The 16456-nt window shown below is 75.9% G+C and carries 10 protein-coding genes; 4 read left to right on the top strand and 6 right to left on the bottom strand.

Annotation, left to right across the window (positions count from 1 at the left end):
* On the top strand, nt 1-889 hold an 889-nt coding region (locus AB6N24_RS07615; protein WP_412868808.1), incomplete at its 5' end, for a nitrilase-related carbon-nitrogen hydrolase.
* 17 nt (nt 890-906) lie between these two features.
* Here the strand turns inward: AB6N24_RS07615 and trhA are convergent.
* Nucleotides 907-1593, bottom strand: a complete 687-nt coding sequence (gene trhA / locus AB6N24_RS07610; protein ID WP_412868807.1) for a PAQR family membrane homeostasis protein TrhA — start codon at nt 1591-1593, stop codon at nt 907-909.
* Between the two features lie 193 nt (nt 1594-1786).
* Here trhA and AB6N24_RS07605 point away from each other — a divergent pair, with 193 nt between their 5' ends.
* The 3 genes from AB6N24_RS07605 to AB6N24_RS07595 all read left to right on the top strand — a co-directional run bounded on the left by AB6N24_RS07605 (nt 1787) and on the right by AB6N24_RS07595 (nt 6633).
* Entirely contained in the window at nt 1787-2548 is a 762-nt protein-coding gene (locus AB6N24_RS07605) for an isoprenyl transferase (protein WP_412868806.1), read from the top strand.
* Nucleotides 2549-2999: 451 nt separating this feature from the next.
* A complete protein-coding gene (phoH2, locus tag AB6N24_RS07600; RefSeq protein ID WP_412868812.1) occupies nt 3000-4349 on the top strand; it encodes an RNA 5'-3' helicase PhoH2 in 1350 nt (449 codons plus the stop codon).
* 175 nt (nt 4350-4524) lie between these two features.
* Nucleotides 4525-6633: a methyl-accepting chemotaxis protein gene (locus AB6N24_RS07595; protein WP_412868805.1), complete on the top strand. Its 2109-nt coding sequence runs from the start codon at nt 4525-4527 to the stop codon at nt 6631-6633.
* 77 nt (nt 6634-6710) lie between these two features.
* On the opposite strand, the gene AB6N24_RS07590 is transcribed toward AB6N24_RS07595, so the two are convergent.
* The 5 genes from AB6N24_RS07590 to AB6N24_RS07570 all read right to left on the bottom strand — a co-directional run bounded on the left by AB6N24_RS07590 (nt 6711) and on the right by AB6N24_RS07570 (nt 16444).
* A complete protein-coding gene (locus tag AB6N24_RS07590; protein WP_412868811.1) occupies nt 6711-7379 on the bottom strand; it encodes an ABC transporter ATP-binding protein in 669 nt (222 codons plus the stop codon).
* 68 nt (nt 7380-7447) lie between these two features.
* Entirely contained in the window at nt 7448-8467 is a 1020-nt protein-coding gene (locus AB6N24_RS07585; RefSeq protein ID WP_412868804.1) for an ABC transporter ATP-binding protein, read from the bottom strand.
* 94 nt (nt 8468-8561) lie between these two features.
* Entirely contained in the window at nt 8562-11336 is a 2775-nt protein-coding gene (locus tag AB6N24_RS07580) for an FtsX-like permease family protein (RefSeq protein ID WP_412868803.1), read from the bottom strand.
* Nucleotides 11333-14659 (bottom strand): FtsX-like permease family protein, encoded by a 3327-nt coding sequence (locus tag AB6N24_RS07575; RefSeq protein WP_412868802.1) that lies wholly within the window; start codon nt 14657-14659, stop codon nt 11333-11335. The genes AB6N24_RS07580 and AB6N24_RS07575 overlap by 4 nt, the downstream gene beginning before the upstream one ends.
* 369 nt (nt 14660-15028) lie before the next feature.
* On the bottom strand, nt 15029-16444 hold the full coding sequence (locus tag AB6N24_RS07570; protein ID WP_412868801.1) for a class II fumarate hydratase: 1416 nt from the start codon (nt 16442-16444) through the stop codon (nt 15029-15031).
* Nucleotides 16445-16456: the final 12 nt, after the last annotated feature.

The following is a 16456-nucleotide window of genomic DNA, read 5'->3' as shown; positions in this document are numbered from 1 at the left end:
GCCCGGCCCGGCGCGGCCCGACGTGCGCGTGACCGTCGGCCAGCTGCGCGTGACCGCCGACCGCGGGGCCGCCCGGGAGGTCGCGCTCGACGCGCTCGCGACCGCGGCCCGTGCCGGTGCCGACCTGCTGGTGCTGCCGGAGTACGCCTCGGCGTTCGACCCGCGTGGGGTCGGCCCCGAGCACGCCGAGCCGTTGACCGGGCCGTTCGTGACCGCCCTGCGCGAGCGCGCGGCGCGCACGGGCGTGGCGGTGCTCGCGGGCACGACCCTGCCGGGCACGACCCTGCCGGCGCCGACCCCGCCGGGCCCGGCGGCGGAGGGCGGGGGTGCGGGTGCGGCCCCGGGAGCCACCGGCACCGCGCGGGCCGTCAACGCGGTGGTCGCGATCGACGCGCACGGCGAGCTCGTCGGCACGTACCGCAAGGTGCACCTCTACGACGCGTTCGGTGCGCGGGAGTCCGACCGGCTCGAGGCGGGGCCGCCCGACGCGCCGCCGCTCGTGCTGGACGTCGGCGGCCTGCGGTTCGGCGTCCTGACCTGCTACGACCTGCGCTTCCCGGAGTCGGCGCGGCGCGTGGTGGACGCGGGCGCGGACGTACTGGTCGTGCCCGCCGCGTGGGCGTCGGGCGAGCTCAAGGCGATGCACTGGCGGGCGCTCGCCGTCGCACGCGCGATCGAGAACACCGCGGTGGTGATCGGCGTCGGTCAGGCGGGCCCCGGGGTCGTCGGCCGGTCCCTCGTCGTCGGGCCGGACGGGGTCGTCGGGCTCGAGCTGGACGAGCGGCCCGACGTCCGCACGGTCGACGTCGACGGCGCGGGCCTGGCTGCGGTGCGGGCGCGCAACCCGTCGCTCGCGAACCGGCGGTACGCGGTCGTCCCGCGCGGCTGACCCGGCCGCGCCCGCCGTCAGGTGCGCGCGATGGCGACCGCGACGGCCGCGAACGTGCACGCCCAGCCGATCACGGTGAGCACGTGGAAGATCTCGTGGAACCCGAACCACCGCGGGCTCGGGTTGGGCCGCTTCGTGGCGTACACGACGGCGCCCAGGATGTACGCGACGCCGCAGCCGACGATGAGCGCGACGATCGCGGCCCCGCCGGCCTCGGCGCGCGCGAACTGCGGCAGGTAGCCGAGCGCCGCGCACCCGAGCAGCACGTAGAGCGGCGTGTAGAGCCAGCGCGGGGCGTCGAGCCACAGGACCCGCATGAGCAGGCCCGCGAACGCCCCGGTCCAGACGATCCAGAGCAGGACCGTCGCGTCCCGGGGGCTCAGCAGGAGCACGGCGAGCGGCGTGTAGGTGCCGGCGATGATCAGGTAGATGTTCGAGTGGTCGAGCCGGCGCAGCACGCCCGCGACGCGCGGCGACCACGTGCCCCGGTGGTACACGCCGCTGGTGCCGAACAGCAGGATCGACGTGATCCCGAAGACGGCGACGGCGGTGCGCGGGGCGCCCGCGGGTGCGGCGACGAGCAGCAGGACCGCCCCGACCAGGGCCACGGGGAACATGCCGGCGTGGATCCAGCCCCGCAGGCGCGGCTTGACCGCGGCCGCCACCTGCTCGGCGGCGTGCTCGACAGAGCGCGGGATGTCCACGGGCGGTCCTCCTCGTCGGGCGCACGGCTCGGGTGGCGGTCGCCGAGCACAACTTACGTCTCCGTAGGTTACGTCAGCGTAGGTCCTTCGTCCGCACCGGGCGCCAGGATCCGGACGTACCGTCCGTCGCACGCAGGGTGGGCGAGTAGCGTGAGCGCGGACCGTCCCCAGCCCGCTGACGAGGAGTTCGAGCGTGCGCCTGCCCCATCTGCTGTACGGGCTCTACGAGCGCCGGATCGCGGCCTCGCTCGACCCCGCGCAGATGCCGCGCCACGTCGGGGTCATCCTCGACGGGAACCGGCGCTGGGCCCGCAACCTCGGCGAGTCGGCCGCGACGGGCCACCAGCGCGGTGCGGACAAGATCGTGGACCTGCTCGGCTGGAGCGAGGACATCGGTGTCGAGGTCGTCACGCTGTGGATGCTCTCGACCGACAACCTGACGCGCTCGGCGGAGGAGCTGGACGCGCTCCTGAGGATCATCGAGGACGCGGTCGACGACCTCGCCGCGAGCGGGCGCTGGCGCGTCCAGGTGGTCGGGTCGCTCGACCTGCTCCCGCGGGCGACCGCCGACGCGCTGTGCGCCGCGCAGGAGCGCACGCGCGACGTGGAGGGCCTGCACGTCAACGTCGCGATCGGCTACGGCGGCCGGCGTGAGATCGCCGACGCGGTCCGCTCGTTCCTGCGCACGCACGCCGAGCGCGGCGCGAGCCTCGACGAGCTCGCCGAGCAGTTCGACGTCGAGCACATCGCCGAGCACCTGTACACGCGCGGCCAGCCGGACCCGGACCTCGTGATCCGCACCTCGGGCGAGCAGCGGCTCGGCGGCTTCCTGCTGTGGCAGAGCGCGCACTCGGAGTTCTACTTCTGCGAGGCGTACTGGCCGGACTTCCGCCGCGTGGACTTCCTGCGGGCGGTGCGCTCGTACGCCGCGCGCGAGCGGCGCCTCGGACGCTGAGCACGCAGCGCGGGCGACGGGAGGGCGCGGAGCACGCCCAGCGGGCGACCGGCGGGCGGACGCCTGGATCGGCCCGGCCGCGGCCCGTGTGTGTCGCCCGGGTATCCATCGGATGAAGATGTCGCCCGCCGCGCGCGTCCGTGCCCCGCGTGTCGGAGCCCGGGCGTAGCGTCTGGCTCACCGGACGGCGCCCGCCGTCCTCGGGAGGCCAGCCCATGGAGCAACCGCTCCGGGAGGAGGGCCGGTCCTGGCCCTGCGGGGCCGGCCGACCTCGTCTCGTCGCCGACTGCCGGCGCACACCGCTCACGCGGGCCGGCACGAGGTGCCCGATGCGGCGCTGACGCGCCGGAGGGAGCCTGCCGTGGGCAACAAGGATCTGGGACCCCGCACGAGCGCGGCCGCCACCACGAGCACCGCGGGTGCGACAGCGCCGGTCGGGCCCGACGAGGGCCTGCGGACGCACGTCCTCGACACGTCGGTCCTGCTCTCGGACCCCAAGGCCGTCTACCGCTTCGCCGAGCACGACGTCGTCCTCCCGATCGTCGTCATCACCGAGCTCGAGGCCAAGCGGCACCACGCCGAGCTCGGGTACTTCGCGCGGTCCGCGCTCCGGCTCCTCGACGACCTGCGCGTCGCGCACGGCGGGCTGGACCACCCCATCCCGCTCGGCACCGCGGGCGGGACCCTACGGGTCGAGCTCAACCACGCCGACGTGAGCGTGCTGCCCGCCGGCTTCCGGCTCGGCGACAACGACACGCGGATCCTCGCCGTCGCGGCGAACCTCGCGGCCGAGGGCAAGGACGTCACGGTGGTCTCGAAGGACCTGCCCATGCGCGTGAAGGCGTCCGCCGTGGGGCTGCGCGCCGAGGAGTACCGCGCGGAGCTCGCGGTCGACTCCGGCTGGACCGGGATGGACACGCTCGACATCTCCGAGCAGCAGATGGCCCGGCTGTGGGAGCACGAGTCCTTCGCGCTCGCCGACCTCGACCAGGACCTGGAGGCCGGCGGCGTCGAGGAGCTCGCGACGAGCGCCCGTGGCGCGGCGGCCCGCGACCTGCCGTGCCACACCGGCCTCGTGCTGCACAGCCCGCGGGGCTCGGCGCTCGGGCGCGTGACCGCCGACAAGCACGTCCAGCTCGTGCGCGGCGACCAGGACGTCTTCGGCCTGCACGGGCGCAGCGCCGAGCAGCGCGTGGCCATCGACCTGCTGCTCGACGAGGAGATCGGCATCGTGTCGCTCGGCGGGCGCGCCGGGACCGGCAAGTCGGCGCTCGCGCTGTGCGCCGGGCTCGAGGCGGTGCTCGAGCGCCGGCAGCACCGCAAGGTGATGGTGTTCCGGCCGCTCTACGCGGTCGGTGGCCAGGACCTCGGCTACCTGCCGGGCGGGGAGTCCGAGAAGATGAACCCCTGGGCGCAGGCGGTCTTCGACACGCTGAGCGCGGTCGTCAGCAAGGAGGTCGTCGAGGAGGTCCTCGACCGCGACCTGCTCGAGGTGCTGCCGCTCACGCACATCCGCGGCCGGTCGCTGCACGACGCGTTCGTGATCGTCGACGAGGCCCAGTCGCTCGAGCGCAACGTGCTGCTCACGGTGCTCTCGCGCATCGGCCAGAGCTCCCGCGTCGTCCTCACGCACGACGTCGCGCAGCGCGACAACCTGCGCGTCGGGCGGCACGACGGGATCGCCGCGGTCATCGAGGCGCTCAAGGGCCACCCGCTGTTCGGGCACGTGACCCTCACGCGCTCCGAGCGCTCGCCCGTCGCGGCGCTCGTGACCGAGCTGTTCGAGGGCATCGAGATCTGACGCGACGGGCCGCGCGGGCGACGGCCGGTCGGGTGAGACCCGCACCCGGGACCAAGGTCCCGGGTGCAACCCCTCACGAGCCTGGGAGCGCGTCCGAAGGGGCGGGTGCCACCGCTGGTCGTCCAGGGGGCTGGCGGACGACCGGCACCGCCGTCTCGTCCCCGGGAGCCCTCGCGTGCCTGACCTCACCTCACGTCTCCGCCGGAGCCTGCGCCTGCAGCTCGTCGCCACCGGGGGCGGCGCCGTCGTCGTCACGGCGGTGCTGCTCACCGCGCTCGGCGGGTCGCAGGTCGCGGGCCTCGCCTCGAGCGCCGAGCGGGACGTCCGGACCCTGACCGACGAGTCGATGCGCCAGACCTCGCAGCAGGCGCTCACCCTCGTCGAGACCCAGGTCGCGACCGTGACGGAGCGGCTCGAGTCCGAGCTGCGCGTCGCGTCGCAGGTGCTCGCGCAGCGGGGCAGCGTCGCGTTCGCCGAGCCGGAGCGGTGGACCGCGACGAACCAGGTGACGCAGGAGCGGACCGAGGTCGAGGTCCCGCGCCTGACGGTGGGCGGGGCCGACCTCGGCCGCAACGCGGACCCGGCGGTGCGGACGCCCGTGGTGGACGACGTGACGGAGCTCCTCGGGTCCGCCACGACGCTGTTCCAGCGGGTCAACGAGGCGGGCGACATGCTGCGCGTCGCGACGAGCGTGCAGAACGCCGAGGGTCGGCGCGCGATCGGGACGTACATCCCCGCCGTCGGACCGGACGGCACGCCCAACGCGGTGGTCGCGGCCCTGACCGCGGGCCAGCCGTTCTACGGCACCGCGACGGTCGTCGGCCAGCCCTACGTCGCGGCCTACACCCCGCTCCTCGAGGGCGGGCAGGTCGTCGGCGCGCTCTTCGTCGGGACGCCCCAGGCGGCGGTCGACGAGCCGCTGCGCGAGGCCCTGAGCACCGTCACGGTCGGCGAGCACGGGTACCTCACGGTGCTCTCCGACGCCGGCGAGTGGGTCGTGCCGCCGCCGGGTGCCGACGCGGGACCGGCGCTCGAGGCGACCGACGCCGACGGCGAGCCGTACGCGCAGGCGCTCGTCGACGCGGCCGCCGGGGCGAGCGGCGACGAGCCCGTGCAGCACCGGGTCGAGCTCGCGGGCGACGGGTTCGCGACGGTCGACGTCAGCCGCTACGCGCCGTGGGGCTGGACGGTCGCCGCGTGGGGCTTCGACAGCGACCTGCGCGCGGTCCCCGACCGGCTCGCGGACGGCTCCCGCACGCTCATGACGACGCTCCTGCTCGCGGGGCTCGCGGTCACGGTCGTCGCCGGGACGGCGGTCGTCGCCCTCTCGGGGCGCATCGTCGCCCGCGTGTCCCGGCTCACGGCGGCGCTGCGCCGGGTCGCCGCACGGGACCTCGCGGTCGACGTGCGCGGGGAGGGCGTCGACGAGATCGGCGTCATGGGCGACGCGCTCGGCGAGGCGATCGACGGCATGCGCGGCGCGGTCGTGCGGATGCAGGCGGGTGCCGAGGCGGTGCGCGTGACCGCCGGCCGGCTCGACGCGTCGAGCGGCACGCTCGAGGGGGCCGCCGGGCAGACCGTCGAGCGCGCGGACGGGGCCGCGCAGAGCGCCGTCGTGGTGAGCTCCGAGGTGCAGGCGGTGACCGCGGCCATGACGGAGATGCGGGCGTCGATCGAGTCGATCGCGCACGGCGTCCACGCGGCGTCGGCCGAGGCCGCGACGGCGGTGACCGCGACGCGCGCCGCCGCGGAGAACGCCGAGCGCCTCGGGTCCTCGTCGTCGCAGATCGCCGCGGTGCTCGACACCGTCACCGCGATCGCCGGGCAGACGCACCTCCTCGCGCTCAACGCGACCATCGAGGCGGCCCGCGCCGGGACCGCGGGCAAGGGCTTCGCCGTCGTCGCGGGCGAGGTCAAGGAGCTCGCCGACCAGACGTCCACGGCCATCCAGACGATCAGCCCCGTGCTCGACGCGGTCGCACGCGACTCGGCCGACGTGCGGGCCGCCGTGGAGCGCATCTCGGCCTCGATCACGACGGTCGACGAGCACCAGGCGTCGATGTCCGCGGTCGTCGAGCAGCAGACCGTCACGACGTCGGAGATCGAGCGCAACCTCGTCGTCGCGGCGGGCAGCTCGCGCGACATCGCGGACAGCGCCTCGCACGTCGCCCAGGCCGCGGGGAGCTCGTTCGACAGCGCCGAGGACGTGCGGCACGCCGTCGGCGAGCTCGGGCGGGTCGCGTCCGAGCTCGCCGCCGGGGTGGACGAGTTCACGCTCGCCTGACCGCGGCAGCGCGTGGACGGGCCGCTCGCCGTGGCGGGGTGGGCGGCCCCGCCCGACCGCGCAGCCGTCCCGCCCCCTCAGCCCTCGACGAGCCGCCCGTCGGCGAGCCGCACGACGCGGTCCGCGAGCTGGATCATCAGCGGGTCGTGCGTCGAGACGATCGCCGTCATGCCCTCGGCCTGCACCACCGCCCGCAGCAGCGCCATGATCGCGAGGCCCGTCTCGGTGTCGAGCTGGCCGGTCGGCTCGTCGGCGATGAGCAGCCGCGGGGAGTTCGCGAGCGCCCGCGCGAGACCCACGCGCTGCTGCTGACCGCCCGAGAGCTCGCCCGGCCGCTGCTTGGTGTGGGCCCCGAGCCCGACGAGGTCGAGCAGCAGCTCCACGCGCGCCTCCCGGACCGCGGTCGGGACGGCGTGCAGGCGCAGCGGGACACCCACGTTCTCGGCGGCCGAGAGCACCGGGACCAGGCCGAACGTCTGGAACACGAACGACACGACGTCGCGCCGGAGCTCGACGAGCCCGCGCTCGTCCAGCCGCGACACCTCACGCCCGTCGACCACGACGCGCCCCTCGTCGGGCCGGTCGAGACCGCCGATGATGTTGAGCAGCGTCGTCTTGCCCGAGCCGGAGCGGCCCACGAGCGCGACGAGCTCCCCGGGCTGCACGGTGAACGACACGTCCTGCGTCGCGTGCACCGCGGCGGGTCCCGAGCCGTAGGTGCGGCTCACGTGCTCGACGACGACCATCGGTGCGGCCGCGGCGGGGGCGCCGCCCACGGCGGACCAGGGGGCGGTCCCCGTGACGGGTGTGCCGGTCATGACTCCTCCTCGCGGGTCTGCTGCTGCGTGCCGGGGCCGGCGGGGGCGCCGGTCGTGCTGTGCCGGCCGGGGCGCGGCCGGTCGGGCCACACCTCGACGTGGCGGGCCTCGAGGGCGAGCCGGACGCGGCCCGAGAGCTCGAGCGCCTCGCGGTAGTCCGCCGGCAGCTGGACGCGTCCCGCGCGGTCGAGCACCGCGTACTCCTCGGCGACGACCTGCTCGGTGCCGTGCTCGTCGGTGTGCGTGCGGCGCAGCACCTCCGACGACGTCCGGCCGTCGCGGATCTCCACGGTGCGCTGGACGTGCTCGCTCACGCTCGAGTCGTGCGTGACGATCACGACCGTGACGCCGAGCTCGCGGTTCGCCGCGCGCAGGGTGTCGAAGACCTCGACGGAGGTCGCGCTGTCGAGCTCGCCGGTCGGCTCGTCGGCGAACAGCACCTGCGGGGAGTTCGCGAGCGCGACCCCGATCGCGACGCGCTGCTGCTCGCCGCCCGAGAGCTGGCCGGGGCGCCGGTCGGCGCAGTAGCCGACGCCCAGCGCGTCGAGGAGCTCGACCGCGCGACGGTGCCGGGCTGCCGACCGGACGCCGGCGAGGGCCTGGGGGAGCGCCACGTTCTCGGTCGCCGACAGGTACGGCACGAGGTTGCGCCCCGTCTGCTGCCACACGAAACCGACCATGCTGCGCCGGTACTCGACCCGCTCGCGCGCCGACATCCCCATGAGGTCCCACGGCCCGACGCGCACGCGCCCGGCCGTCGGCACGTCCAGGCCCGAGAGCACCGACAGCAGCGTCGACTTCCCGGAGCCCGACGCCCCGACGATCGCGATCTCCTCGCCGGGGTCGACGAGCAGGTCCAGGCCCTGCAGGGCCTGCACCTCGATGCCCTCGGACTGGTAGATCCGCACGAGGTTGTCGCACGCGATGAGGGCGTGCTCGCCGTACGCGCCGGGACGTGCGCGCGCCCGGTCCTCGAGGGTCGCGAGCGACTGCTGCGGGGTCTGCGTCGTGGTCACCGGGCTGCTCCTCGGACGGTGGGCGGGACGGGTGCGGGGGCCGGGCCGCGGGGCGGCCCGTGACGGGGGAGCGCCCGGCCGGCGCGAGCGCCGCTCACCGGTCACCGACCCGCAGCACGTCGCCGAGCCGGTCGCGCCGGCGCACGGCGGCCTCCGCGACGACGCTCACGAGGAGCGCCAGCACCGCGACGCCGACCGCGAGGGCGAAGGGCAGCGGCGTGACCACGAGCTCGGTCGTGCCGAGCTCGCCGGTGACCCGGCGCAGGCCCAGCGCGCTCGTGAGCACGACGGGCACGGCCACCCCGATGAGCGCGCCGGCGAGCACCGCCGCGACGACGAGCGGACTGAGCTCGCCGAGCGTCACGAGCCGCGCGCCGCGTGCGTCGAGCCCGAGGGTCCGCAGCGCCGAGAGCGTGCGCCCGCGCTCGGGGGCGGTCGCGACGACGGTCAGGACGAGCGTCACCGCCGCGAACATCGCGAGCACGAGGCTCGTGAGGAGCAGCAGCTGCTGCAGCGCGCGGACGAGCGCGGAGGACCGCTCCGAGGCGAGCCGGTCGGCCCGCACGGTGACGTCGAGGTCGACGGCCTCGACCTCGACGATCGCGCGCTCGACGGCGGCCGGAGCGCCCGGGCCGGAGACCCACAACGTGTCCTCCGCGAGCGGGACCTCGGTCGCCGCGGTGTAGGTGCCGAGGTCCGCCACGACGACCGGCTCCGGCCCGAACGTCATCGTCGTGTCGCCCACGACGTCGAGCACCACGCGCTGCTCGCCGTCGTAGACCCGGGCCCCGGCGACGTCGGTCTCGGCGCGCAGCGACGGGCTGACGAGCACCCGCGGACCGTCGGTCCCGGCCCCGTCGAGCCCGGCCAGCTCGCCGCCGTACCGCGGGTCGACCGCCGCACGGACCCGCTCGTAGGCCGCGGCCTCGAGGAGGACGAGCGTCACGACCTCACCGCCGTCGCCGTTGAGCCGGCGCGTGCCGATCGTCGTCCCGAGCGCGGCGGAGTCCACGCCGTCCTGCCGCAGCACCTCGTCCGCGAGCTCGCGGGTCACCCCGCCCTCGACGAGGACGTCCGCCCCGACCTGCTCGATCGACGCCCGCTCCTGCCCGACGCCGACGGTCGCCGCCGTGAGGCCCGCGAACACGACCAGCGCGAGCGCGACCGTGAGCGAGAGCAGCGGGACGCCGAGCCCGGCGGCCTGCGCCGCGCGAGCCGCCGCCACGACGCCCACGAGCCCGCGGCGCCGTGCCGCGAGCCGCCCGATCGCGCCGAGCACGACCGGGAACGCCCGCAGGACGAGGATCGTCGCGCCCGCCGCGAGGAGCGCCGGGGTCGCGGCGAGCAGGAGGTCCACGCCGGACGTCTGCGTCTGCAGCAGCCCGCGGCCGCGCACCGCCGACGCCGCGCCGGCCGCGAGCACCACGACCGTGACCTCGGCCGTCCGGCGCTGCGCGCGCCGCCGGCCGAGGACGCGCTCGCGGTCCTGGCGGTTCGCGGGCAGCTGGCGCCCGGTCCACGCGCGGGCCACGAGCGCGGCCCCGAGGACGGGGGTGGCGAGGACCGCCACGACCGCGACGGCGATCGCAGGGCCCCACACCACGGCCGTCGGGCCGGGCGTCGCCAGCAGCGCGGCCACCAGGCCGAGGACCAGGCCGACGAGCGTGACCGGCACCGACTCGAGCAGGAGGCGCAGCGCCACCGACGCGACCGACGCGCCGCGGGCCCGCTCGGCCTCGAGCAGCGTGCGGCGCCGGGTGACGAGCAGGCGCGCCGCGAGGACGAGGGCCAGGCCCGCGACGGTGACGATGCCGACGAGGAGCAGCGACGCCTGGGCGGTCACGCCGCGCAGCCGCGTCGCGAACTCGCCGAGCACCTCGTCCAGCCCGGTCGACACGGCCAGGGTGCGCCCACCGGAGAGGACCAGCTGCTCCGGGTTCGCCGTGATCGAGGCGACGTCGTCCGCGACCGCACCCGCTCGGGCCGCGGTGAGCGCCGGGACGTCGACGGCGAGCCGGACGATCGTGCGGTGGCCCGAGGCCGGCAGCGCCGAGCGGGCGTCCGCGATCGACTCGCGGGAGAGGAGGAGGCCCGTCGTCGTGTGGTCGCCCCGCTTGGCCTGCCGGACGACGGGTTCGAGGAGCTCCGGAGCGCCGGCCCAGGTGTCCTCGGCCGCGTCGACCGGCTGGAAGATGCCCGTCACGACCGCCACGGCCTCGTCGCGCACCGCGCCCGCGAGGCCGATCTCCGACCCGACGGACAGACCGAGGACGTCCGCCGTGGCGCGCGTGACCCCGACCTCGACGCGCTGCGGGCGGAGCTCGACGGGCGCGTCGTAGCCGGCAGCCTCGCGCTCGGCCGCGTACTCGGCGCGCACGTCCGGCGAGGCGCCGGGCTCGGCGCCCTCGACCCAGCGGACCCCGGCCGAGCGCTCGCTCCACACCCAGCCCAGGCGCAGCGCCCACAGGCCGGTCTCGGGCGGGGCGGCCAGGCTCAGGTCCGTGCTCTGGAACGACAGCACGGGCTCCTGGACCGTCGCCCGCAGCTCGTCGGGCAGCACGGCGCGCAGGTCGTTCGCGGCGGACTCGAGCTTGTCGGCCAGGCGCGGGTCACGGACCCCCTCCCGTACCGTGCCCATCGCCGGCGGCATCTCCGCGAGCACGTCGCCACGGGAGCCGGCCTCGGTCACGGCCTGGCGCACGCCGCGGTCGGCGGACTCCACGAGGTAGCGGGGGCCGGCGAGCGCGAGGAACGCGGTCACCGCGACGAGCGCGAGGCACACCGCGACGAGGCCGCGGTCGGCGATCGCGCGACGCCGTGCGAGCAGCGGCGAGCCGGCGACGAGGGGCAGCACGCGGGGCGCCCTCATCGGTCGTCCCCGAGCCGGAGGAGCTCAGCGGACGCGCGGCGCAGGAGGGTCATGGTGGTCACCCCGACGGTGATGGCGATGGCGGCGAGCAGGGACAGGAGGAGCACGGCCTCGTCGGCCCAGGGCCACTGCACGAGGACCGGGGGGACCGGCCGTCGGCCGTCGGCGGCGACCGTGAGCAGCGGGGCCACGAGGTGACCGAGCAGCAGGCCGAGCAGCAGCCCGGCGGCGCTGCCGAGGACGGCGAGCAGCCCGTGCTCGGCGAGCACCGCCCGGACGAGGGCGCCGCGCGAGGCCCCGAGCGCCTGCAGGCGCGCGAGCTCGAGCCGGCGCAGCCGCACCGAGACGGTCGCGCTCATCAGGAACCCGGCGATCGCGAGCGCGACCGCGGCGATCGTCACGATCCACAGCGCGGCCTGCATGCCGACCCGCAGCGGGCCGTCGGTGAGCAGGTCGCGGACCTCGACGCGGCTCTCGATCGTCCCGTCGTCGCGGCCGCGGACGTCCGCGAGGGCCGGGGCGAGGCCGTCGTCGGGCACCGCCGCCCACCACTCGTCGATCATCGGGTCCGTCAGCCCGATGCCGGCGAGCGCGCGCCACAGGGTGTCGTGGTCCGCGAGCGCCGCCGGGCGCGTCGGGCTCCCGGGCACGTGGGGGACCCCCGCGACCAGCCGCACCGGCACGGTGACGGCTCCGAACGCGAGCAGCGCCTCGTTGCCGACCTCGGACTCCAGGAGGTCGAGCATCGCGTCGGACGCGATCACCGGGATGTACTCGGGGGCCTCGAACGCGGTGACCGAGAAGCCGCGCCCGCCCTCGATCATGTCGTCGAGCGGCAGGGTGCCCCTCGCGCTCAGCGCACCGGCGTCCCCCGCGGTGAGGTCGACCGGCGTCACGATGCCCCAGGAGTTGGGCAGCGACCGCCCGGACCACTCGTCCGCGACGAACGCGACCGGCTCCGAGGCGGTGCCGCCGGTGCGCGCGCGCAGGTCCGTGACGTCGAGGTCCCAGAAGATCAGCGGCGAGGAGCCGTTGGGTGGGGCGACGGGCAGGGCGTCGCCGAGCGCGACGACGGCGTCCGCGGGCAGGTAGACCTGGCCGACGAGGGCGACGACGCTCAGCGGGGTCGCGAGGCGAGCGCCGGCCGCCGCGACGGCCACGGTCTGCTGCACGGGGGTGCCGTCGGCCGGCATCGGGTCGAGCTCGAAGGACATGCGAGCGCCGTGCGCGTCCTGCAGCGTCACGGTGACGAGCACCTGCGTGCCGGTGAGCGCGGGCGTCACGGACGCGGCGAGCGTGAGCTCGACCTGCTCGGGCGTGCCGGGCAGCGCCGGCCCGCGGACCGGATCCTCGGGTGCGAGCCGCTCGACCTCGCCGACCCAGCCCTCGGGGTGCGTCGACCGCCCGCGCAGCACCGCGGGCCCGTCCACGGTGTCGACCGCGAGCAGGTCGATGCTCTTGTTGGTCGACGGGAGCTGGCTGTCCGTCACCGGCCGCCCGATCCGCACGGACCGGGACGTCACCGGGCTGACCACCGTCGCGCCGGGCAGCGCGCCGATGGTCACGGACTGGTCGAACGGCGTCCCGGCGAGCCCGTCGACGCGCACGTCGGTGCCGACCCTCAGCTCGGCCTGGTCGGCCTGCGACACCCGCCACGTCGCGAGGAACGACTGCGAGAACGAGCTCACGGCGACCGCGAGCGTGAGCAGCAGCACGGCGCCCGACGCGCGTGCCGGCCGGCGGGAGACCTCCCACGCGGCGAGCGGGAGGACGAGCGAGCGGCTGCGCCGGGCGAGCCGCTCGACGCCGCGCGCCACGAGCGGGGCCACGCGGAGCGTGAGCGCGCCGCCGGCGAGCAGGAACAGCGCCGGTCCGGCGACGAGGACGGGGTCGATCCCGCCGCCCTCGACGACCGGGGACCGGTACACGCGCAGCTGCCAGAACGCGACGCCGGCGAGCGCGACGAGCGCGAGGTCGAGGCCCGAGCGGGCGAACGAGCCGCGGCCCTCCTGACGGACGAGCTGCTGCTCGTCGTCGACGGCGCTCGTCGACCGACGCAGGAGCGGGGCGAGCAGCACGGCGGCGAACAGGACGGCGGCCGACGCGCACGTGACGAGCAGCTGCAGCGGCAGCCCCGGGTCGTGGTCCAGGCCGGCGGCGGCGAGCACGGGCTGGGCGACGACGGCGCCGTACAGCGCCCGTGCGACGAACGGGGCGAGCACCGACGTGAGTGCTGCGATGGCGAGCGCCTCGATCCCGGCGAAGCGCACGAGCTGCCGCGTCGACGCGCCGCGGGACGTGAGCAGCGTGCGCTCGGCGACGCGGCGCTCGGCGAGCAGGCGGGCGGCGATGAGCAGCACGGTCACGGCCAGCACCGCGAGCATGATGCCGAGCACCGCGAGACCCACGCGCGTCACCGCGAGCTGCGTGCGCGCGCCCTCGACGGTCGTCGCGAGCTCGGTCAGGACGTAGCCGCCGAGCGCGACGTCGGACAGCGCGGCGATGAGGGCGGGCCGTGCGTCCTCGACTCGCTGCGGGAGCTCGGCGAGCGTCGCGGGCGTCGCCCCCTCGAGCCGAGGGTGGGCTACCACGCGTGCGGACTGCGTCTCGACGACCTGATCGGTCAGGACCTCGGGCAGCGCGACGAACGGGCCGTAGGCCGTCGTCTTCACGAAGCCGAAGGACCCCGGGACCGGGAAGTTGCGGTCGACGAGCGCGCCGTCGAGCAGGTCGCGTTCCCACAGCGCGAGCGCACCGGTGCGCTCGAACACACCGACGACGACGGCGTCGACGGAGCTCCGCGACGACGAGCTCGTGAGCGGGAAGGCGCTGCCGGCGCTCCACCCGAAGGCCTCCGCAGCGGTCACGGGCACCGCGATCTCGATGCGGCCGTCCCCGTCGGCCGCCGCTGCGGGCCACCGGCCCTCGACGAGCGTGGCGCGGTCGTCCAGGGCCGGCTGCGCGGCGACGTAGGCGAGCGGCGCGGGGTTCAGGTCCCCGGCGGGGATCCGGTACGGGACGGAGCTGATCCACCGGTCGTACGTGGTCGGGACGCCCTCGGTGACGGTCGCGAGCACGTCCTCGGCTGCCCCGATCGACCAGAGGGGGGCCTTCGCGCCGGGCGTCACCTCGACGTCGATGTCGGTCGCCGTCAGGGGCTCGCGGCCGAGCGCCGTCTGCAGCGAACGCGCCTCGCTCTCGGTGAGGAGCAGCCCGAACGTCCCCAGCAGGCCGGAGCCCAGCACGGCGACGGCGAGCACCGTCACGAGCAGCGACGCCTGCGTCAGCGCCCGGTGCGCGAGCAGCCGCATCGTCCAGCCCACAGTTCCCCCTCGACCTCGTCGTCGCCCGTCCTGCGCCCCGCACGGTGCTGCGCGGCTCGTCGAACGTAGTGGGGCGGGACGCGGCGGTGGGAGCGGTTGCACGCAATGGTGTGATGATCGTTACGGCCCCGTGACCTGCGTACTCAGATCGCGACGGAACCGTGACGAGCGGGACTCAACCTTTTCGCGAACGGTCTGCGGAGGCCCCCGTGCGGGTGGTCGGCGCGAGCCGCCGACGGGATCCGGCACGGGTCCCGGCGCCCTCCCGACCGCCTCCGGGCCCGGGCCCGCCCCGGACGGCGCGACGCCCGGTCCGGCACGCACGTGCGCGCCGGACCGGGCGTCGGGTGCGGCGACCCGCGGCGCGCGTCAGGCCTGCGGCGGCCGGGTCATGCTCAGCACGTCGAGGGCCTGGTCGAGCTGCTCCTCGGTGACCTCGCCGCGCTCGACGTAGCCGAGGTCGACGACCGCCTCGCGGACCGTCAGCCCCTTCTTCACGGAGTGCTTCGCGATCTTCGCGGCCGCCTCGTAGCCGATGACCCGGTTGAGCGGCGTCACGATCGACGGCGACGACTCCGCGAAGGCGCGGGCGCGCTCCTCGTTGGCCTCGATGCCGGCGACCGTGCGGTCCGCGAGCACCGTCGAGGCGTTCGCGAGCAGCCGGATCGACTCGAGCACTCCGAGCGCGATCACGGGGATCTGCACGTTGAGCTCGAACGCACCGCTCGCGCCGGCCCACGCGACGGTCGCGTCGTTCCCGATGACCCGGGCCGCGACCATGAGCACCGCCTCGGGGATCACCGGGTTGACCTTGCCGGGCATGATCGACGACCCGGGCTGCAGGTCGGGGATCGCGATCTCGCCGAGGCCCGTGTTGGGGCCCGACCCCATCCAGCGCAGGTCGTTGCAGATCTTCGTCAGGCTCACCGCGATCGTGCGCAGGGCGCCCGAGAGCTCGACGAGCCCGTCGCGCGCGCTCTGCGCCTCGAAGTGGTCGCGCGCCTCCGTCAGCGGCAGCCCCGTGTCCTCGACGAGCAGCGCGATGACCCGCTGCGGGAACCCGGCCGGGGTGTTGATGCCGGTGCCGACCGCGGTGCCGCCGAGCGGGACCTCGGCCGCCCGGGGGAGCGCCGCCTCGAGGCGCTCGATGCCGTAGCGGACCGCGGCGGCGTACCCGCCGAACTCCTGCCCGAGCGTGACCGGTGTCGCGTCCATGAGGTGCGTGCGCCCCGACTTCACGACGCCCGCGAACTGCGTGGCCTTGGCCTCGAGCGCCTCGGCGAGGTGCGCGAGCGCCGGGACGAGCGTGCCGACGACGCCCGCGGTCGCGGCGACGTGCACCGACGTGGGGAACACGTCGTTCGACGACTGGGACGCGTTGACGTGGTCGTTGGGGTGCACCGGGCGACCGAGCCGCGTGCTCGCGAGCGTCGCGACGACCTCGTTGGTGTTCATGTTCGACGACGTGCCGGACCCGGTCTGGAAGACGTCGACGGGGAAGTGGGCGTCGTGCGCGCCGGAGGCCACCGCGTCGGCGGCCGCGACGATCGCGTCCGCGACGTCCTGCTCGAGCACCCCGAGCTCGGCGTTCGCGCGCGCCGCGGCCTTCTTGATGCGCGCGAGCGCCTCGATGTGGCTGCGCTCGAGCCGCGTCCCCGAGATGGGGAAGTTCTCGACCGCGCGCTGCGTCTGCGCGCGGTACAGCGCGTCCGCCGGGACGCGCACCTCACCCATCGTGTCGTGCTCGATGCGGAAACCGGACCCGGAAGCGACGTCGCTGCTCATGCCCCGCATCCT

Source organism: Cellulomonas jepli, from assembly GCF_047229345.1.
Lineage (GTDB): Bacteria > Actinomycetota > Actinomycetes > Actinomycetales > Cellulomonadaceae > Cellulomonas_A.
This window is presented reverse-complemented; position numbering and strand designations above follow the sequence as displayed.